Origin of the sequence: Mucilaginibacter sp., assembly GCF_025362475.1 — a bacterium.
Classification (GTDB): domain Bacteria; phylum Bacteroidota; class Bacteroidia; order Sphingobacteriales; family Sphingobacteriaceae; genus Mucilaginibacter.
Genome location: NZ_JANYGH010000078.1, coordinates 12,586 through 32,954 on the forward strand (window position 1 = coordinate 12,586; position 20,369 = coordinate 32,954).

The window sequence follows — 20,369 nt, forward strand, 5'->3', positions numbered from 1 at the left end:
TTATTGTAACTATTTTGTGCCATTTTCTTCCGGACCTTTTTCATCCTTGTCTTTTTTGTCTTTATCGTCTTTTTTATCCCTGTTTTTGTTCCACTTTATTTTTATTTTCCCGTCTTCGCCATCAGCGGCCAGTATATGAAGCACAATACCTTTCATACGTTTTTTATTGCGTTGGGTTACATCAATAATAGCGGTATCGCCTTTAGGATTACGTAAAGGAATATCCATAGCAATGTTGGTACCCTTTGATAAGGAATAAACGCCGGCAACATCCATATTTATAGCGCTTGAATTGATTTGCATGGGGTCAATATTGATCTTATCTCCATCAATATTAAACTTCATATCCAAATTAGCAAACCTGATATTTTTAAGGTCCCTGAAAGGGAAAGCAAATTTACCTACACTTGTAATAGGTGTAAAGTTAAGCAGCGCCCCTTTTTTTAGGTTAACGGTAACCAATCCTTTCAATGATCGTGGAACCAAATTACCCTGGCTGTTTATACCACCGGTTAAATGAGCCTGCGCGGATAATAAACCGCTAAGGTTTTTTGATGTGAAATTTTGCATACCAAAATTATTAAACGAGGAAAAGAAGTTGCTGGTATTCACATCATCAATTTTAGTGTTGATAGTGAAGTTATTAGTGGCTCCGTTTTGCACAAAGCTGCCATTTAGTTTTAATGAACCACCTGCGTTTTTAACACTTACATTATTTATTTTGATGACATTATCAGCCATTAAAAAATTTGCAGTGGCATCTGTAGCTAAAAAGTTTTTATAATATACTTTATCAACCCTGAGGTGTATTTCGGCCTTACCTTTTTCAAAAGCAGTGCTCAGTGCACTATTGATATTGGTTTTTTTACCGGACGATTTAATCTCCCCGGTAGACTGGCGGCTGTTTAAAAATCCCAAAAACTCTGCCAGGTGCAATTGCGGACTGCGCACCTGCCAGTTAAGCACTATTTTTTCCGGAGCTGTATAATACAAGTTAAGAAAATTGTTTACCCGGCCTTCCATAAACACAATGCTGTTGCCTGTTTGCATTCGAATGTTGCTCAGCAGCAGATCATTGCGTGAAAATTTGATGGTGATAGCCGTGTTTTTAAAATTTAGGTTACGCGGCACATAACTTACATTGGCGTTTTTAATGTTGATGGTGCCGGCAAGTTTAGGCTTGGTGATTCTATAATTAACCAGGTCGGCTTTATAGGCCAGCTTCAAATCGGCATAACCTTTGGTGAATTTAAGATCATCATCGCCAACGGCGCGGTTAAGCTTCGCAATATCAAAATGCGATTTAAAGATGCCGCTTGCAATGGGCGTATTTAAATTGTTGATGAAGGCTGTATCAATAGTAAAGGGAATCTTTTGGTAGGTGCCATTAAAGTGATAAAGTTTTATCACCGAGTTTTCATCACTCAAACCCTTCCCGTTGATGTAATTATTGGAGAATACACCGTTGAAACTACAGTTTTCAATCTTAACGCCGGGTATGGTCACCACATTATCTTTTACTTTGGCAGTAACAAAAATGGACGGATCGCCGCCTCCGCCAAAAGCGCCTGCAATATCACAGGTAACCGCGATGGGATTGTTAATATTAAACATGCTGAGGCTTTTTGTAATGTTGGGAGCAAATAGCTGGGCAGCGCTTGTCCACAAAATTTCGTCATTCTTAATATTAAGTACAAATTCCACATTGGGTTTGGCCACATTAAATTTACCTCCAATAGTAAATGCATCATCGCCAATGTTTAAAACATTGGGTGCTACAGTTATCAGCTTTGCCGGTTCATTGTAAGTTATGTCAAATATGCCATCCAGCAGTTTGTTTTTCATAAAGCTGCCTCTTTTGGTATTGAAAGAAAAATTTTTAACCAATGTTTGCAGCTTGATATAGGCATGCCAGCCGGTTGCCGGGTATTGCATCTGGCCGTTTACATCATTTACCTGAAACTTAAACAGCTTAAAGGCTTTACGGTCATCAACCACAAAATTAACGTTGCTAAGGTTAAAGCGTTTTATCTGGGTTGAAGATCCATTTTTATCTGTCGGAGCGTTTTTTTCTTTAGGTTTACCCTTAAAAACGGCTGTATTACTATAACCAGTGCTATCGGTAAACAAATCGATATTCGCCTCACTAATGGATACCTTGTTTATCTCCACGCTGCCTTTTAACAGCGCCGCTGCATTTACAGAAACATCAAAGTTTTTGGCATCCAGTAAAGTATGATGATGAGCGGGCCATCGCTGATCTTTAATAACCACATCTTTTAAACTAACAGAAATTCCCGGAAAGCCTTTAAAAAATGTAGGATCAAGCTTGCCGATAGTAAGTGTACCATCCAGGTTTTTATTTAGTTCGGTGGTGATCATTTTGAGCACCTTTTCCTTGTTGAAAATAATATACATAGAAATGCCGGCAAAGGCAATTATTATAATCCCTATTACAGCCCCCAATATTTTCAACGATGTTTTTATCCACTTCGGCATTACAACTATTTTATTATAAAAGATTTAATAAGTTTAATTGTTTGATTTATACAGATATAAACACATTGGTTATAAAATACTAAGCTGAGGTGTATTTATTTGCAGTCGTTATTATGTTGTTAGGAGAGCTATAATTATAATATTACAATTATTACGAAATAGGTTGCTGTATAGCTGAATCTGTATCCTGGAGACGCAAATATGCGTCTCTACAGAGAATTGTGAATAACCTGTTGTTAAAACAAATCATTTTTAGGCTGCTTTGCTTTTTACCATTTGTTAAGTGGGTTTGCTTTTATCATGTTGAATTTTGTGCCTACAAAAATTAAAGAATATGAAAAGTGAAACACTTGCCGGTAAAAGAGTAATATTATTAGGGGCCAGCACAGGCCTGGGATTGGCCACTGCCAAGGCGGCTGCTGTTGAAGGGGCTAAAGGGGTTATTGTATCCAGCAATCAACAACGTATTGATAAAGCGCTTGAGGAACTTCCAGAAGGGAGTGAAGGGTATGCCGTTGATCTGGGTAAGGAAGAAAACATTAAGGCATTTTTTGAAAAAACAGGCAGGTTTGATCACCTGGTGTATACTGCCGGCGAAAATTTGAGTCTGAAAAACATAAGTGATACAGTTGTTGAAGAAGCAATAGGCTTTTTTAACCTGCGCTTTTGGAGTGCATTTACCGCGGTAAAATACGGCGCACCTCATATTAACCAAGGTGGTTCTATATCGCTTACCAGTGGTACGGCCAGTGAAAGGCCTGGCGCGGGCTGGTCTGTTGCCTCTGCCATTTGCGGGGCTATGGACGGTTTTGTAAGGGCTATGGCCGTTGAGCTGGCGCCAATTCGTGTTAACTGTGTTGTGCCGGGTGTTATTAAAACAAACCTGTGGGATGCCATGACCGAAGAGCAGCGCAATGGCATGTACAATTATCTGGAAGGTAGTTTGCTGCTTAAGCGGGTAGGCGAGGCAGAGGATGTTGCTTTAGGTTTTTTATACCTCATGAAACAGCAATACGGCACAGGCCGCAGCCTAATCATTGATGGCGGTACGGTATTGGTATAACCGTATTAAATAATGAAAAGGACAGGAGATAAAGGTTAACTTCTTTTATCTCCTGTCCTTTTTTTAATGCCGGAAAAATATCCTCTTAAAAATTCAGTGCATTTTATTTGCTGGTTTCCTTACGGATAATTGGCGCCACTTTGGTGCCATATAGCTCAATGGCTTTCAGTATTTTTTGATGTGGGGTATGGCCTGTTACCAATTGAGCAACAAAGCGTGTATTTCCAAATAATTCATATTGATGCATTATTTTATCTACCGCCATTTGTACATCGCCTACAACCAAAGGTCCGCTCTGGCGCAGGTACTCAAATGAATCCCTGGTCATGGGCGACCAGCCACGATCTTTGCCTACCCGATTCATCAATGCTTCATAGGATGGGTAAAACTCATCCGCAGCATGATTGGCATCTTCGGCCACGTAAAACTGGGATGATATGGCCAGCTGCAGTTTGCTTACATCATGCCCGGCCTTCTCTGCCGATTCGCGGTAGGCCTCCACAAAGGGAACAAAATGCACCGGGTCACTACCTAATATAGCAATGATCATGGGCAGGTTTAACTTACCGGCACGTAATGCGGATGCGCGGGTACCACCAACGCCTATCCAAACCGGGATGGCCTCTTGCAGCGGGCGGGGGTAAACTCCCTGGTTTATAACCGGCGCGCGGAATTTACCTTGCCAGTTCAGGATTTCCTGTTGGTTGATCTGCAAGAACATTTCCAGCTTTTCGGTAAAAAGGGCATCGTAATCATCAAGATCGAAACCAAAAATGGGGAAGGATTCAATAAAAGAACCACGACCAGCTATCATTTCGGCCCGGCCGCCCGAGATCAGATCAACAGAGGCGAAGTTTTGAAATGTGCGGACCGGATCAACAGAGCTCAATACCGTTACCGAACTGGATAGTTTGATGTTTTTGGTAATTGATGCTGCCGCGGCCATAAATATTTCTGGTGCCGAGATCACAAAATCGGGACGATGGTGCTCGCCAAAAGCGAAAACATCCAGGCCCACCTCATCAGCCAGTTTAACCTCTGCCAATAATTCCTGTACCCGTTTGTGGGCGTTTACAGCTTTGCCGGCAGTTCCATCAGGGTGTACTTCGCCAAATGTGCTTATTCCTAATTCCATAAGTAAAATTAAGAAGTTTAAACATGTAATTTAGGTAAGGGAAGGGAAATTGACAAGAAGGTGATAAGAACTGATTAAATACAATTGTTATCTTGCAGGTAGAATTATACAAATGAAAAATATATTTGACGCATTTATCAAGGAAAAAGGATTTGTTGTTCTTGATGGTGCAATGGCCACCGAGTTAGAAGCAAGAGGGGCTAATCTTAATCATACATTATGGTCGGCCAAATTATTAAAGGAAGATCCTGAATTAATTAAGCAGGTACATTGCGATTATTTGCTTGCCGGCGCTGATGTTATTACAACGGCAAGTTACCAGGCCAGTTTTGAAGGATTTGCAAAAAATGGATACACCCACCAGGAAGCTGTTGAACTGATGCAGTTAAGTGTGCAATTGGCTTTCCAGGCACGCGAAGATGCGATGAAAGTTATATCCCGAAAAGAAAAGCCGTTGATAGCAGCGTCTGTTGGGCCTTATGGGGCATCTTTAGCCGATGGTTCAGAATATCGTGGTAATTATGGCGTGAGTATTGAAGACCTGAAGTTATTTCATCGCAGCAGAATTAAATTGCTGATTGAAACCGGTGCAGATTTATTGGCTTGCGAAACAATACCTTGTTTGGATGAAGCTATCGCGTTAAAAGAGTTATTATTGGAGTTTCCGGATGTGCAGGCCTGGATTAGTTTTAGCTGTAAAAACGATACTCAAATTAGCAGTGGCGAAGAATTTTCTGATGCTGTAAAATTAATCAGTCAATCAAATCAGGTCATAGCTGTTGGGGTTAATTGTACCGCACCGCAGCACATAACATCGCTTGTAGAAATAGCGGCAATAAATACCGGTAAGCTTATACTGGTTTACCCTAATAAAGGGGAAATTTGGGATGCGGTTAATAAATGCTGGTTGTCTTCATCTGCAAGCCACACACATTTTCTTGATGATGCAAAAGGTTGGTTTGCAGCGGGTGCAAAAATTATAGGGGGCTGTTGCAGAACAACTCCGGAGGATATAAAGCAATTACAACTGTTGATGGATTAAAACTTATTTCTTCTCTAAACTCTTTTTTACCCTAAACTTTACAATCCGGGTGATCAACGCTAAGGGCATGGGCTTATCAATCGGAAATTGAACCGAGCCCTTTGCTCCCTTGTATGCCGAGAGTTCTTCTTTAAACTCCTCGATGCCGTTGGGTGTTGGGTACAGGCCTATATGATTTTTGAAAGCTGCAAAGTGAATTAAGTTACCCTTAAGCGTGAAAGTAGGCATTCCGTAACTTATTTTTTCTCCGGCCGCGGGTGCCGCTTCTTTAATAGTTGCACGAATTTGCTGCAGGATTTGCTGAACATCGGCTGGGAAATCTGCTATATACTCGTCAATAGTGGTGGCTTTGGCTGTTATCATGGTTTTACATAGAATTTGGGCTATCTGCCTGGTTTATAATGCATAAATATACAAAACCTGCCAAATGCAAAAAATTATTTGCCAACTAATTCCCGATCCGCAAAAAGGGTACTCATTAAAATACCCTTCACGGATCTATAAAACAAGGTTTGGGTTTATGGCCATGCAAAAATAAATAATAGCTATCCTTTAGTTCCCTGGGTTACGTACAAGCACTTTGGCGGGTATTTTATTGCTAAAGAAATTCCTAATGATGGTTATTTTCCCGCTGCGGATAAGATAGCTGATGAATAAGGCGATTAACATAATTTATTATTTAACGATACCTGCAAAACGTTGATAAAAGGCAGTAGGGCTGTCGGCATTTTTGGGCTCATACTTGCCTGCAATAATGGGGATATAAATTACCCTTCTGCGGCTTTCTTCGCCAGTTACAGATGACTGGGCTACACGGTGCCATAAGCGGCCGTCATGTATGGTGAGGTCGCCAGCTGTAGGAGTAATGGCAACTTCATTTTCATCCGTGTCATGATCTAAGAAATATTTTTTACGAAAAAGCATCTGGTAAAGATTCTGTTGATGTGTTCCGGGTAAAATCCTTAATCCTCCATTCTCTGGTTTCAGCGTACTCAGGTGGATCCCCACATTAAGCATTGGATTTAATTTTTGGCCATGGAAAATATCACGCAAGCCATCTGTGTGCCAGCCCATTTTGGTAAAACTGCTTTCGGGACCGTTTACGTAGTGATTAAAAACCATTCCATCTTTTTCGTCGGTACCCAGGCGGGCGCCTTCGCCAATAAGATTAAGCAATACCTGGAACCGGGGATCTTTGGAAAATTCATCTAACGCCGCATGGTGTTTGTTAATAAAAGCGAAGCGTTGTACAATAGGCGAGCCATCAACATCTTTACCATATTTAATGGGTACACCGTTTACCTTTTCTACTTTATTAGTAATCCAGTTTTGCTGAACCTGTTCTGATGCCTGAATGATATTAGTTACTGTTTCGGGTTTAATAAAATTTGTAAAGTGTATAAAGCCGTGTTGGTTTAAAAAAGCTTGTTGTTCGGGCGTAATTGCTGAGCCTAAAGTGAATTTTTGATATGAGCCTGCCATGAAAAAGAGGAATTAAAATGCTTGGAAATGAGTGCGAAAAACCTGGGAACTGCTTTAAGCAGTTTTTAAAATAAGGAGATGATCCTTGGGGAAATTAACAACAACAGCTGCACATGACCCTTTGGGAGAAGGGCATTCGCATGGAGCATGCAAACGGTATGTGTTGTTGTTTAATCAATGTATATAATGTCTATGTATTTAATAGACTATGCAAAAGTATGTAATTTGTTGAACCAAACAAATTTTTATGAAAATATTTTTTTAACGTTTGTAAAGGCCGGCGGTAACACGCTCAATAATCCCTTTTGGGCTGTGCCTTGCAGCCGCAGCCGATAGATTATTCAAAAAGCCCGGCACAATCTCGGCCTTTTTACTGAACATGCCACTGATGCCTATGGCGGCAACATCATCGGGTGTCATATTAAATTTGGCTGCCAGATCGGCCAGCGCGTCCATACCCGCACGATGGGCAAAGCCCGTGTCGGTAGGGCCAGGGCACAGGCAGCTTACCGATACAGCAGTCTCTTTTAACTCATAGCGTAAAGCCCGGCTAAATGATAGTACAAACGATTTTGACGCCGCATAAACCGCCAGCGTAGGCACCGCCTGGTAAGCCGCAGTGCTGGCAACATTTAATATATAAGCTTGCCTTTGTGATTTTAAAACCGGGAGTAAATGATAGCATAACTCAACCACTGCATCTATATTAACCTTTATCATGCTCAGCTGCCCGGTCAGGGCCAGTTCATCAAAGTTACCCCAAAGACCATAGCCGGCATTATTTATAAGTATGGATATAGGAACCGATAAGCTCCTGCTCCACTCCGTTATCCGGGTAGTAGCACCGGCTGCTGATAGATCGGCTAAAAAATAAGAAACCTCCACATGATATTGCGCTTTGATATGAACCGATAAATCTTCCAATTCGTTTGCTGATCGGGCTACCAGCAATAAGTTGTAACCCTTTTGAGCCAGTAATAAAGCTATTGATTTGCCTATGCCTTTACTTGCACCTGTTATTAAAGCGTATTCTTTCATCTAAACAATGTCATATCAAACTAAAAAATCAGATCGATGTTGCAAGTTTAATAAATACTCTACTAAATTTGTAGACTATTTAAAATGTTATTACGTTTGTGCCATATATGAAAAAGGCTTTTCATCATTTTTACCTGGCTGGCTATAATAATTGCCCAAATTATTGTTGTTGTGGATAAACAAATTCCATGTACTGTTTGCTATTCATTTACGTTATAACATTAACCAGATAAAAACCATTTTTCATGATAACTCGTCGTATAACCCCATATTTTAAGGCGTTTATAATCATAAGTTACCTATTATATTGTTTACCCGTGTATGCCCAATTGTCAGCAGCGGTGCGTTATAAACTAAAACCGGGCGATACCACAGCCAAAGACTTTTTTGAAAACGATTTTAATATTCCTGTTTTATCGGATGTAAGCAAAGCACCGGCTGCCGCCAATAAAGCGCGAATTAACAATGAAGCTGATGTAAACCTTATTGAAGGTATGGAAACCCATTTAAGTAACCGCCAGGAAAGAAAAAAACTGATGGGCTACTTAAAAGAACTTTCGGCGAATAACAATGAGGTAAATTATAATCAATCAAAAGTTAAAGTATATTACAGGCTGGCCAATGTATTTGCCAGGTTGCGTTTGTATCCTTTGGCTATGAAATGTTTTTTTAAAACAATGCAATATGCAAAGGGCAAACAGGCAAATAACAACCCGGCGCCATTGCAGTATTCAGCTGATTCGCTGGCAGCCGATAGCGTGAATAAGGATTTTACCTTAAATACCAATTATTTATCCATTAATACAAAGGACGATTCGGTATTTATCAATGCACCAGGTCCCGTTGGGTTAAAAGACAAAACCGAAGAAAAAAGCAAAGCGATAACTTATGATCGCATCATCAATACGTTTAATGATGGTAAAAAGGCTGCCGCATATGCATTGCTTTTCCATGTAAAACAACCGGTACCGGGCAAACCCAAAGTATTTGCTTTTACCAATACAGGGCATACTTTTATTACGCTTATTAAGTATAATACCGATTCAACGTCGGTTTCTATTTCTTTTGGATTTTATCCACAAAAAGACAACCTATTTTCGGCAACGCCATTGGATCCTTCCTGCTCGGGAACCTTTAAAAATGATTGCGGGCACAGGTGGGATGAAGTGATGGGTAAATTTATTTCCAAAAAAAGATTTGAAAAGATCCTGCTGCTCACCAAACGTTATGATGGCCTGGAGTATCATCTATCCAAAAACAACTGTACCGATTTTGCTATTAAAGCAGCCTCCTATGCCGGGTTTGGCGTATCAAACAGCAAAGGCAGCTGGCCATTAGGGCATGGAAATAATCCCGCAGTAACCGGGCAAAGCATTATAGCAGGAGGTGTTTATGATGACGACAGCAAGGCCGATCTATTCATTAATTTTGACGAGGTTTTAAATAAAAGTAAATAAACCAGTGGCGTAGCCACGGCTAATATTGTAACAACGGATTTCAATCCGTTGAAAAAGAGGCAGCCTATAAAAAGAACCATAGGTTCGGACGATATACTCGGCTGGTTAACAGTCATTTAGCATCCACTAAATGAAAGCGCCGGTTCCATTTAAAAGATATGCGCCGTGCCGATGGCACTCATTTTAATTTGGCTTATAATCAACGGATTGAAATCCGTTGCTACAAGATGTTCGAGCCGATGGCTCTATAAAAATGATAATTAACCGACTCATTGAAATTTAATCACTCCTATAAATTGTAAAAATTTTAAGGAATCAGTATTATTTTACCGTTACTCTTCCTGCTTTCTAAAAAGGTATGTGCCTCCTTGCCATCAGCAAGTTTAAAAACGGTTGGCGGCGAAATGGCAATTTCATTATTGCTAATCCACGTAAAGAGCTGGCTGGCCCGCTTTATTCTTTGTTCTTTTGAGGTCAGGTAACTCCAAAGGTCGCCGCCTGTGAGTGTTTTTGAGGTATCCATCAGCATCCTTGGGTCTACAAACGCAGGGTCGCCGCCGGCCATGCCAAAAAATACTGCTTGTCCGCAGTTTTTTGTTACCTCAAAGCTGTCCTGTAAGGTGCTGCCAATACTATCGTAAACCACATCAACGCCATTGTTGCAAAAAGATAAAACTTCATTTTTCCAATCATCCTGGTACAAAAACACTTTGTCAATCCCGTTTTGTATGGCTGTTGCTGCCTTCTCTGCAGATGAGGTTAGCCCTATTGTTTTTGCGCCCAAAAGTTTACTTATCTGGGTTAGCAATTGCCCTACACCGCCGGCGCAGGCATGTATAAGCACTACTTCGCCAGCTTTGGTCTGGTGGCTGTCTGTAGCCAGGTACTGCGCGGTAAGCCCTTGTAGTAAAACCGAAGCAGCAGTTTCAAAACTAATGTTTGCTGGTAAAGGAATGGCATGATCAACAGGAACGGCCACCATTTCGGCATTTGCAAAAGGCACATCGGCAAAGCCAATTCTATCGCCAATTTTAAAATCGGGGTTGTTGTTGGCGTTGATTACCACACCAGCACCCTCATACCCGGCTATAAAAGGAGGGGTGCCCTTTAGGTGATAATTCCCTTTTCGGCGATAAACATCTGCAAAATTTAAGCCGATGGCTTTCATTTCAACCAGTAACTCTCCGGGTTGTAATACGGGTGTAAGAATGTCAATATATTCAAGTACTTCCGGGCCGCCAAAAGTTGAAAATGTTAAAGCTTTCATTTATTGCAGATGATTTTAAGATTTGGTAAAAGTAGGAAATCAACCGGGAACCTGTGTTGCCCCGGAATCAGGGTGATGTAAAAATTATGATCCTATAAGAGCTGGGCCCTTTAAATAAACAAAGCGGCAGGTAAATTACCCGCCGCTTTGTTATCGTATAAATTAAACCTGTTTAAGTTGATTATTTATAATCAGGATTTTGAACCAATACGCCACCACTTTTATCAATCTCTGTTTGTGGCAGTGGCCATTTGTAAAATTTATTTTCAAAATGGTAAGGGATCAGGCTATCCTTTACTTTATTTAACACATCATCCGCAATGTGCCACCTCATTAAATCATAATGACGTAAGCCTTCAAAAGCGAGCTCAACACGGCGCTCATGTCTTATCCTTTCGCGCATTTGCTCTTTGGTATATCCGGCCGGGTAAGCGGGCATAGTTACACGGGCGCGCAAATCTGTCATCGCTTTATAAACGGTTGCATCCGGACCGGCAATTTCGTTTTGTGCTTCGGCATACATCAGCATCACTTCTCCTAAACGTAATACAATAGCATCCTGGCCGCTAAGTGTCGAAAACCCGAATGGAAGATTGGCCGGGTCAAGAAATTTTAGGACGCCATAGCCTGTAGGGCGTGGGTTTGACGGGTTATGTACTTTACCTCCGCCAAAATCAGGATGATCAACATATACTGTTTTGGCTAATCTTGGGTCGCGGTTGTTAAACGGCTTTTTTGTATCGGTAAGGGGAGAAGTACCATAAGGTAAACCATCGGTACACTCAAACGTGTTAACAAAGTTAGGCAGCGGGCTTGCTGAGCACCAGTCGCCATAATCCCTGTCCCAGTAGGCTAAATTGTTAGGTGCTAAAAAATTAATAGAGAAGATGGTTTCTGTATTGTTTTTCTGTGTAGCATCCCTGAAATTGTCCTCAAAGTTTTTAGTTAAGGTGTATTGCGACATAACATCTTTACAAAGATCCCTTACCTGCGTTAGCATTGCCACATCAGGCGTACCAGTAGTGCCATAAGCTGCAAATAAAAGTACACGGGCTTTTAATGCCTTGGCCGATGAAGAAGCCGCATGCCCTCCGTTTGAAAAATATGGAGCGGTATTAAGGTTTGCAATACTGTAATCAAGATCGGTTGTTATTTGAGTCAGTATCTTAGCTGCGGCTACTTTAGGCTGTTTTTGGGTAGCCAGGGTAAGCGGCTCTAAAACCAAGGGAACATCACCATAAATGGTGTATAACTGGTAGTAAAAAAATGCTCTTATAAACCTTACTTCGCCCTCATAGGCCTTTCTGTCGGCATCTGCAATATCAGATCCTTTGTAGTTAGCCAGGTTTTGAATAAATAAATTTACCCTTCCAATGCCAACATAGCTGTCTTTGTAAATACCGGTTTCATAGCCACCAGTAGTAGGATTTAAGTTACCCTGATCAACATCATTAACGCTGCCCGAGTTAAACTGCGCATAACCATTATCGGTAAGGCAATCCCGAATAGGAAGCTCCTCGGCGAATTCATTGTTTTGTAAAGACGCGTAAACTGCGGCAAGGGCTTTGTCAAAGTCGCTTTTTGATTTATAAAATGTAGATGTGGATATCTGGTCCAGCGGATTCAGATCCAGTGTTTTTTTACATGCACCTAAAAACAGTGATGTAATTAATATAGTTGCTATAATTCGATTTTTCATGTGGACTGATTAAAAGGAAACGTTTACACCAAAAGAGTATATTTTATTTTGCGGGTACTGCACTAAATCACCGCTTCCATAACGTTCTGGATCAAGACCCTTAAATTTGGTTATGGTAAATAAGTTATCGCCGGCAAAGTAAACCCTTAACCTGTCAATACCTATGCTTTTGGTTACCTTAGACGGCAGTGTATAGCCAAATACTAAATTTTTAAGCCTTAAGTATGATGCATCCTGTAAAAAGAAAGTTGATGGGCGGGTAAGTTTTTGCGGAGCGCTCCATCCCCAGTAAATACGAGGCATGGTGGTTGATGGGTGTTCAGGAGTCCATCTGTTCAACCAATCGGTTGTTGGTGGTGTGCCTTGTACAAACGGAATTACTCCCCAGTTAGATACGTATGATTTACTACCGTAAACACCTTGCATCATAGCAGAAAAATCAAATCCTTTAAAGCTTGCCGATAGGTTAAACGAGTAATTTAATTTAGGGTATACGCCGCTTATAATGGTTCTGTCATCACTGTTGATCTTGCCATCGCCATTAACATCTTTATATTTCAAGTCGCCCGGTAAGGTGCTGTCATTAAATTGTTTAGGCGAGCTGTTTACCTCGGCAGTTGACTGAAAAATTCCTGCAACCTGCAGCATATAAAAAGAGCTTATAGGCTGTCCGTTTTTGTTAGTGGTATAATCAAAAATGTCTTGCTGACCGTATTTTACCAGTTTGTTATTAAAGTGATCTAAATTAACTCCTAAGCCATAGGTAAACCCGCTTAATGATCCTTCATGAATCATGTTGCTGTAGTTTAAACCAAGCTCAACTCCGGTATTATCAACAACGCCATCGTTAATAGTTGGGGCGCTTAAGCCCACAATTGCGGTAACTTGCGATTGCCTTAAGATATCAATTGTTCTTTTCTTGTACCAATCAAAAGTTACATTGAAGTTTTTGAAAAGTGCCAGATCCAGGCCAATATCTGTCATGGTAGTAGTTTCCCACTTAATATCGGGATTGTTTAATGATTGTTGGGCTACGCCGGTTGTTAAGGCGGAGTTATCAAAAGAGTAATTCCCGGTCAGGTTTAATAATGCCTGGTATGGGTAATTTTGGCCATAACCTCCTATTACAATGTTTTGATTACCTAATTTCCCCCATGAGCCTCTTAACTTAAAGTTATCCAGCCAGGTTAAATTCATGGCTTTTACAAAAGGCTCTTCAGATGCACGCCAGCCTCCGGAAAATGATGGGAATATACCCCATTTGTTATTGCCGGCAAATTTTGAGCTGCCATCATAACGGATATTGCCCTCTAACAAATAACGCTCTTTGTAGTTATAATTTACACGACCAAAGTATGACATTAGCGCCCATTGGTTTGCTGTACCGCTGGCTCTTTGAATGTCCTGTCCGCCGGCGTTTAGTTCCCTTAAGTCCTCATCAGGGAAATTCTGACGGTAACCCTGCAGGTATGAGTATTTACTTTGCTCAACACTGTAACCAGCCTGCGCTTTAATGCTGTGCCCGTTAAAGTTATGGTTGTAATTTAAGTAACTGTACAAGTTTGAGTAAACAGTTTGTTCGTCCTGGTCGGTTAATCCCTTACCCAAATCTAACGAAGTAGAAAGCGTGTTGGTTTTGAAATTATATAGATCAAGGGTTGATTTATAATCCTTGTACTTATCCATATTAACATTTACAGCTCCCTTGGTATACCATGAAAAATCTTTGGTGAACTGTACTTCAAACCAGCCTTGAGCATTAACGGCGTAATCGTTTGTATTGTGGGTGAAGCTATTGTCAAGTACAGCTATAGGGTTTTTGTTGTTGTATTCATAATCATAAGCCTTATAGGTAAAGTGCCCGCTTCCATCGGTAAGGTATGGTCCGTAGGTAGGCGCTTGTGACATGGCCGAAAGGAATAAATCTTTTGAGCCACCTGCAGCAGATTCTGTAGTGCCGGATTTTAATAAAATATTAGTTCCGAATTTGATATGATCGTTAATTTTTGAGGTTAGATTAATACGACCAGTATATTTTTTATAATTGAAACCCCTGATAATACCATTCTGATCAACGTAACCTAATGATATGTTATAAGTGGTTTTTTCATTTCCGCCGCTAAAGGTTAGGTTATGATTTTGTGTTGGAGCCGTTTTAAAAATAAGACTTAACCAATCGGTATTAGGATAATGAACACGATCTGAACTGTTACGGTAAAGATCTATCTGATCCTGCGGATAAAGACCATATAGTTTGGTTGGATCGTTAGGATCATTTAAACCAGTATTGATACGGGCCTCATTATACAATTCCATGTATTGAGCAGAGTTGGTTATCAGTTTAAAAAGCTTGGTTGGCTTGTATATGCCAACATTGCCATCGTACTGAACTTTCATTTGGCCTGCTTTGCCTTGTTTGGTGGTAATTAATACTACCCCGTTTGCAGCCCTTGAACCATATATTGATGCGGAAGCCGCATCTTTAAGAACGGATACATTATCAATATCTGTAGGATTAATATCACTAAAACTACCCGGAACACCATCTACTAAAACCAACGGTGCTGATCCGGCGCCACTAAAGGTTCCGTTTCCTCTGATCTGTATGGTTACACTTTCGTTACCCGGTTCGCCCGAGCCCTGGCTCACCTGTACGCCGGGTATAGTTCCCTGCAACATCGAAGCCGGATTTATAACCGGGCGTTTATTAAGATCTTCGCCGCTTACTGTAGAAACAGCACCAGTCAGGTTTACCTTTTTTTGCGTACCGTAACCTACAACTACAACCTCATTAAGTGCCGATGTTTGTTCCTTTAACACCACATCAATTTTAGCCTGGTTGCCAACGGTTATTTCCTGGTTAACAAAACCAATAAAACTAAATACCAAAACGGCTTTATTATCGGGTACGCTAAGAGAATATTTACCATCAAGGCCTGTTTGAGTGCCAATCTCAGAGCCTTTTATTTTAATGGTAACACCAGGCAGGGGCAACCCCTTGTTGTCTTTAACCTGGCCTGTAACCGTAATAGCCTGAACAGGGGTTGTTTCCTGTATCTTAGGTGTAACTACGATGGTTGTATTATTGATTACATAAGTAAACGGTTGGTCCTGGAAACATTGTTTTAATGCTTCTTCCAGTTCAACGTTTTGTAAATGCACGTTTACAGGCACTGCCAACTTTAGCATTTTGGCATTGTAAAGCACACTAAATCCACTCTGCTTGTGGATCTCTTTTAGTGCTGCAGCCAGGGATGCATTATTTTTGTTCATGCTGATTTTTTGTGCATAGGTAGTGGAGGCACTAACCTGCAGTATGGAAATCAAGCATAAAAAGAACGTCAATTTCATAATCAGAAATAATTTAGATTGGATACGGGGAAGCTCCCTGCATCTAATTGCAGTAGAAATTTTATACATTTGAATGTTAGGTTAAATAATTGGTTATGAGAAAAATGATCATTGGTTTTTACCTGGCAGCTTCACAGCTTAATACCAGGGGCGGTGCGAACGCTCCTGGTTATTATTTTAACAGGTTAACATTATTGGGCAGATATAACTACTTCATAATGATTACCCTCCTTCCTTCAATTTTATAGTGAATAGTACGGGTTAACTGCATATTGTTTAATAACTCATTAATGTTTTTGTACCTGGATATGGTACCGCCAAACTCGTTCTGTTGCACATTGTCGCGGTACTCTATATCAACATCGTACCACCTGCTTACCTGCTTCATCACATTTACAATGCTTTCGTCATGAAATACAAAGAAGCCATTGATCCAAGCCATGTTTTCTTCGGTATCAGCCTTGCTAACTTTAATCGCCGCGCCGTTTTCGCCTGCAGATCCCTGTTGGCCGGGAACCAGCATTACTGCCGAGCTTGCATTTGACATTCTTACAGATCCTTCTAAAAGGGTGGTGGTTATATTGTTATTATCGCTGTAGGCATTTACGTTGAAATGAGTACCCAATACCTGCACCTGAGTACCGTTAGCTTTTACAATAAATGGTTTTTCTTTATTTTTTGCCACTTCAAAATAAGCTTCGCCGGTTAGTTCAACCTGCCTGTCGGTACCGGTAAATGCCTGCGGAAACCTTAATGATGATGCGGCATTTAACCAAACTTTAGTGCCATCTACCAGTTCAACCTTGTATTGCCCGCCGCGTGGTGTGGTTATGGTATTAAACTCTGGCGCGGCACTCGCAACAGCTTCGGGTCTGGTTTTTGTAAAATGATATACAAGTACGCCATTAGCTGTTTTACTCACCTTGATGCCGGTTTTAGCGGCAATTTCACCGTTTTTAGCATCATCGAGAATAATATTTGCGCCGTTGGCCAGGGTGAGGTAGGCTTTGTTACTGCCCGGTACAATTTGTTGTTGTTTGTTTTTTGCTATGCCGGTAACTGCCTGTTGTTTTGGTTTTTCACCTTTTATAAAAAACAAGCCCGCAAATAAAGCTATCAGTAAAACAGCTGCTGCGGTAATCCAACGGTAATTGGCTTTTTTACGTGGTGTAATTTCAACTACTTTGCGGCTGTCATTTAGTTTTTGCCAAATTCTGTTGCGTACATCCTGCTCATCAACTAAATCATCGGTCCAGTCATCACCCTGCAATTTCATTTCATCGCTGTAACTATCAAGCAATTCCTTTTCCATAGGGGTGCATTGCCCGTTAATGTACTTTTGGTACAAAGCCAGAAACTCGTTTTTGGTTATCATCAGGAATATATATTACAGGTTTATACATTATATGTGTAGGTAACATTTAATCACACACACATACTTTTGTAAATTTTTATTTGCAAAAAGTAAAACATTGAAATATTTCAGGTCTTTTCATACTTTTACCCTACCAATTATGTCTAATTCCCCGCTTAGTGACGCTGAACTTTGGGCTGCTATCCGCCGCAATGACGAAGCAGCTTTTACCGCTCTTTTTGACCGGTACTGGGTAAGGCTTTACAAAACCGCGCTGGTGTACGTTAAAGATCGGGAGGAGAGTGAAGAAATTGTGCACGATGTTTTCCTGAATATCTGGAACCGCAGAAACCTGCTGGAAATTGAGTCATTCCCCAATTTTTTACTTACGGCTATCAGGTACCAGGTGTATAACAGGATGAGATCGGCAAAATCACCTGTTATTTTGGCTCCCGAGGGGCTTGAATTAGCAGAGCAGGTAGATGGTAACGCTGGTGAGCAGCATATTATGGTTCAGGAGTTTGAGCAGGAGCTGGATAAATACCTGGTGCAGTTACCCAAACGTTGCCAGGAAATATTTTACATGAGCAGGGTGAGGCAACTCTCCAACCAGGAAATTGCCGGTCAGCTGGGTATCTCAAAACGTACAGTTGAAAACCAGATAACGGTTGCACTTAAGCACCTCAGGATTTGCTTTAAACACATTTCGTCGTTTATTTTAATGATCTACCTGCTTAAATAAATTCAGCCGCTTATCGGTTTTAGCAAAGGGCCGCTCTCCGATACATTATTTGCTTTTTTACTATATTCGTTTTTTTTACAATCATCCCTGTATGTAAACAAAGGTATATTAAGGTTTTTCCCCCGTAGCGGCTTTAATCATGCCTTGCCTTATGTAATTTAAGGGTAATAAAAGCAATATTTTTTAATGGAGGTTAAATTCAGATTAGGTGAATATAAGGTTCTTATATTCAGGATTTTATTAGGTTATTTATTTTATTTCATAGGCAGGGTGCTGTTTTTTGCATTTAATGCAAATCTTTTCGCTGTTGATCACCTTTCCTCTATATTAAAACTGTGTTATTACGGGATGGCTTTTGATACAGCCGCGCTATTATATATTAACAGTTTGTTTATTGTATTAAGTATTTTGCCCTTAGCCATTAATACACGGCCCGGTTTCCAAAAAGGGTTAACAATTTTATACTTCATTACAAACCTGCTGGCTTACGCTACCAATTTTGTTGATATTATTTACTACCGTTTTAGCCAGGTTAGATCAACAAAGGCTACGCTTGATGTGCTTGCCGATGAAAATAACAAGAAAGCACTATTTAAACACTTTTCCGGAGCATACTGGTATGTAATTATCATTTTTATATTATGCAGTCTTTGCTGGATATGGTTATATAGCCGCGTAAAAATTAAACCCAACCCGGGGAGAAAACCGGCATCCTATTTTTATTCATCAGTAGCTGCATTCTTAATTGTGCTGGCTTTAGTTATTGGTGGCATACGGGGCGATTTTAGTCACAGCACCAGGCCTATAAACATGATTGATGCCTACAAACACGTAATCATCCCCAACCAGGGCGATATTGTATTAAACACACCTTTTGCCATTTTCAGAACGCTTAGCGCCAACAATTTTAAACTTGAACACTGGACAGACCAAAACTATATTAACGCGAATATTAAGCCTGTAAAACAATACAACAACACCCCCGCTGTAAAGCCTAATGTTGTAGTTATTATATTGGAAAGCATGGCAAGGGAGTATTGGGGAAGTATGAACAGGGGCGCCAATATACCCGATTTTAAATCCTACACTCCTTTTTTAGATTCATTATCTGATAACAGCTTAATATTTACCAATGCTTACGCCAACGGGCGGCAATCTATTCACGCCATGTCGTCTATTTTGGCTGGTATTCCATCGTTTCAAACCGCCTTTACTTCATCGCCTTATGCAAAGCAACAAATCCAGTCCCTGGTATCCGTTTGCGATACAATGGGTTATCAAACATCGTTTTTTCATGGGGCGGCAAACGGTTCTATGGGTTTCCAGGGCTTCGGCAATATTTTAGGATTTAAAAACTATTACGGCAGAACGGAATATAACAACGATAGAGATTTTGATGGTATTTGGGGTATTTGGGATGAGCCATTTTTTCAATTCATGGGTAAAACGCTTAACACCCAGAAACAGCCATTTATGGCTACGCTGTTTACCCTATCATCGCATGATCCCGATCAGATTCCGGAAAAATACAAGGCGAGGTTTAAAGGTGGTCCGCTTACTATTGATAAATGTGTACAATATACAGATAACTCCCTGCGGCTGTTTTTTAACTATGCAAAAACGCAGCCCTGGTTCAATAACACCATTTTTGTAATAACTGCCGATCATACCAGTCAAACTTATTATCCTGAATATAGTAAGGCTATTAACCGGTTTGCTGTTCCCATATTGTTTTACAGTGCTAATAAGGCTTATGCTTTAAAAGGTGTGAGGACAGACCTGGCCTCGCAAATGGATATATATCCTTCCATAGTTGATATGATAGGTTATAATAAGCCTTTTAGATCATGGGGCAGAAGCCTGATCACCAATTCCCCGGACGAAACGCCAAGGGTAATCAATTCGCCGGGTAATATATACCAGTTTATGCAGGGTAATTATATTTATTTGTTTGATGGAAAAGTATTTACGGGGATTTTCGCGGCTGCTGATAAAGGGCTTGAAAAGAATTTAATGGGCGGGAAAATTGATTCTGAAATGGATAAGGCAATGCTTGATTGTAAGGCCCTGATCCAGGATTATACAGATCGTATTGTAAATGGAAAGTTGAAGCGGTAAATTACTTCTTCGCCCTGTTTTGCGTGGAGCCATCTAAACGTTATTGATATTATGCTGGTGCTTTCGTTAAAAGTAACAGTAACAACGGATTAACAAAACCGCGGTTTTGGTGTTGTAGCTTA

At 40.5% G+C, this 20,369-nt stretch carries 14 protein-coding genes; 5 read left to right on the forward strand and 9 right to left on the reverse strand.

The window, feature by feature from the left end:
- Positions 1-9: 9 nt before the first annotated feature.
- Positions 10-2,499 carry an AsmA family protein gene (locus Q0R88_RS26255; protein ID WP_295721624.1) on the reverse strand — a complete coding sequence of 830 codons (2,490 nt, stop codon included), beginning with the start codon at positions 2,497-2,499 and terminating at the stop codon, positions 10-12.
- Between the two features lie 334 nt (positions 2,500-2,833).
- On the opposite strand from Q0R88_RS26255, the gene Q0R88_RS26260 reads away from it, so the two are divergent.
- The gene (locus Q0R88_RS26260) at positions 2,834-3,562 is read left to right on the forward strand and encodes an SDR family oxidoreductase (RefSeq protein WP_295721626.1); all 729 of its coding nucleotides are present in this window, start codon (positions 2,834-2,836) and stop codon (positions 3,560-3,562) included.
- 103 nt (positions 3,563-3,665) lie between these two features.
- Here the strand turns inward: Q0R88_RS26260 and Q0R88_RS26265 are convergent, their stop codons facing one another.
- The gene (locus Q0R88_RS26265) at positions 3,666-4,697 is read right to left on the reverse strand and encodes an LLM class flavin-dependent oxidoreductase (RefSeq protein ID WP_295721629.1); all 1,032 of its coding nucleotides are present in this window, start codon (positions 4,695-4,697) and stop codon (positions 3,666-3,668) included.
- 112 nt (positions 4,698-4,809) lie between these two features.
- On the opposite strand from Q0R88_RS26265, the gene mmuM reads away from it, so the two are divergent.
- Complete coding sequence (gene mmuM / locus Q0R88_RS26270) at positions 4,810-5,739, forward strand: homocysteine S-methyltransferase (RefSeq protein ID WP_295721630.1); 930 nt, start codon at positions 4,810-4,812, stop codon at positions 5,737-5,739.
- Positions 5,740-5,742: 3 nt separating this feature from the next.
- Here the strand turns inward: mmuM and Q0R88_RS26275 are convergent, their stop codons facing one another.
- The 3 genes from Q0R88_RS26275 to Q0R88_RS26285 all read right to left on the reverse strand — a co-directional run bounded on the left by Q0R88_RS26275 (position 5,743) and on the right by Q0R88_RS26285 (position 8,259).
- Positions 5,743-6,102 (reverse strand): DUF1801 domain-containing protein, encoded by a 360-nt coding sequence (locus Q0R88_RS26275; protein ID WP_295721632.1) that lies wholly within the window; start codon positions 6,100-6,102, stop codon positions 5,743-5,745.
- 312 nt (positions 6,103-6,414) lie between these two features.
- Positions 6,415-7,221 (reverse strand): phytanoyl-CoA dioxygenase family protein, encoded by an 807-nt coding sequence (locus Q0R88_RS26280; RefSeq protein WP_295721635.1) that lies wholly within the window; start codon positions 7,219-7,221, stop codon positions 6,415-6,417.
- A gap of 261 nt (positions 7,222-7,482) precedes the next feature.
- On the reverse strand, positions 7,483-8,259 hold the full coding sequence (locus tag Q0R88_RS26285; RefSeq protein ID WP_295721637.1) for an SDR family oxidoreductase: 777 nt from the start codon (positions 8,257-8,259) through the stop codon (positions 7,483-7,485).
- A 317-nt stretch (positions 8,260-8,576) separates the two neighbouring features.
- Between Q0R88_RS26285 and Q0R88_RS26290 the strand changes: the two genes are divergently transcribed.
- Positions 8,577-9,716, forward strand: a complete 1,140-nt coding sequence (locus Q0R88_RS26290) for a hypothetical protein (RefSeq protein WP_295721639.1) — start codon at positions 8,577-8,579, stop codon at positions 9,714-9,716.
- 307 nt (positions 9,717-10,023) lie between these two features.
- On the opposite strand, the gene Q0R88_RS26295 is transcribed toward Q0R88_RS26290, so the two are convergent.
- The 4 genes from Q0R88_RS26295 to Q0R88_RS26310 form a co-directional block, all read right to left on the reverse strand.
- A complete protein-coding gene (locus tag Q0R88_RS26295) occupies positions 10,024-10,983 on the reverse strand; it encodes a quinone oxidoreductase (RefSeq protein WP_295721641.1) in 960 nt (319 codons plus the stop codon).
- Positions 10,984-11,164: 181 nt separating this feature from the next.
- A complete protein-coding gene (locus Q0R88_RS26300; protein WP_295721643.1) occupies positions 11,165-12,682 on the reverse strand; it encodes a RagB/SusD family nutrient uptake outer membrane protein in 1,518 nt (505 codons plus the stop codon).
- 9 nt (positions 12,683-12,691) lie between these two features.
- On the reverse strand, positions 12,692-15,955 hold the full coding sequence (locus Q0R88_RS26305; protein WP_295721647.1) for a TonB-dependent receptor: 3,264 nt from the start codon (positions 15,953-15,955) through the stop codon (positions 12,692-12,694).
- A gap of 286 nt (positions 15,956-16,241) precedes the next feature.
- A complete protein-coding gene (locus Q0R88_RS26310) occupies positions 16,242-17,408 on the reverse strand; it encodes a FecR family protein (protein WP_295721649.1) in 1,167 nt (388 codons plus the stop codon).
- Positions 17,409-17,547: 139 nt separating this feature from the next.
- Between Q0R88_RS26310 and Q0R88_RS26315 the strand changes: the two genes are divergently transcribed.
- Together Q0R88_RS26315 and Q0R88_RS26320 are read left to right on the forward strand one after the other, a co-directional pair.
- On the forward strand, positions 17,548-18,129 hold the full coding sequence (locus Q0R88_RS26315) for an RNA polymerase sigma-70 factor (protein WP_295721651.1): 582 nt from the start codon (positions 17,548-17,550) through the stop codon (positions 18,127-18,129).
- Positions 18,130-18,477: 348 nt separating this feature from the next.
- Positions 18,478-20,247: an LTA synthase family protein gene (locus tag Q0R88_RS26320; protein WP_295721654.1), complete on the forward strand. Its 1,770-nt coding sequence runs from the start codon at positions 18,478-18,480 to the stop codon at positions 20,245-20,247.
- The last annotated feature ends 122 nt before the right edge of the window (positions 20,248-20,369 follow it).

What these genes read in the sequence shown, in the direction of transcription:
- Q0R88_RS26255 (WP_295721624.1), bottom strand. Translation starts at nt 2,499, where the DNA reads ATGCCGAAGTGGATAAAAACATCGTTGAAAATATTGGGGGCTGTAATA.
- Q0R88_RS26260 (WP_295721626.1), top strand. Translation starts at nt 2,834, where the DNA reads ATGAAAAGTGAAACACTTGCCGGTAAAAGAGTAATATTATTAGGGGCC.
- Q0R88_RS26265 (WP_295721629.1), bottom strand. Translation starts at nt 4,697, where the DNA reads ATGGAATTAGGAATAAGCACATTTGGCGAAGTACACCCTGATGGAACT.
- mmuM (WP_295721630.1), top strand. Translation starts at nt 4,810, where the DNA reads ATGAAAAATATATTTGACGCATTTATCAAGGAAAAAGGATTTGTTGTT.
- Q0R88_RS26275 (WP_295721632.1), bottom strand. Translation starts at nt 6,102, where the DNA reads ATGATAACAGCCAAAGCCACCACTATTGACGAGTATATAGCAGATTTC.
- Q0R88_RS26280 (WP_295721635.1), bottom strand. Translation starts at nt 7,221, where the DNA reads ATGGCAGGCTCATATCAAAAATTCACTTTAGGCTCAGCAATTACGCCC.
- Q0R88_RS26285 (WP_295721637.1), bottom strand. Translation starts at nt 8,259, where the DNA reads ATGAAAGAATACGCTTTAATAACAGGTGCAAGTAAAGGCATAGGCAAA.
- Q0R88_RS26295 (WP_295721641.1), bottom strand. Translation starts at nt 10,983, where the DNA reads ATGAAAGCTTTAACATTTTCAACTTTTGGCGGCCCGGAAGTACTTGAA.
- Q0R88_RS26300 (WP_295721643.1), bottom strand. Translation starts at nt 12,682, where the DNA reads ATGAAAAATCGAATTATAGCAACTATATTAATTACATCACTGTTTTTA.
- Q0R88_RS26305 (WP_295721647.1), bottom strand. Translation starts at nt 15,955, where the DNA reads ATGAACAAAAATAATGCATCCCTGGCTGCAGCACTAAAAGAGATCCAC.
- Q0R88_RS26310 (WP_295721649.1), bottom strand. Translation starts at nt 17,408, where the DNA reads ATGATAACCAAAAACGAGTTTCTGGCTTTGTACCAAAAGTACATTAAC.
- Q0R88_RS26315 (WP_295721651.1), top strand. Translation starts at nt 17,548, where the DNA reads ATGTCTAATTCCCCGCTTAGTGACGCTGAACTTTGGGCTGCTATCCGC.
- Q0R88_RS26320 (WP_295721654.1), top strand. Translation starts at nt 18,478, where the DNA reads ATGGCTTTTGATACAGCCGCGCTATTATATATTAACAGTTTGTTTATT.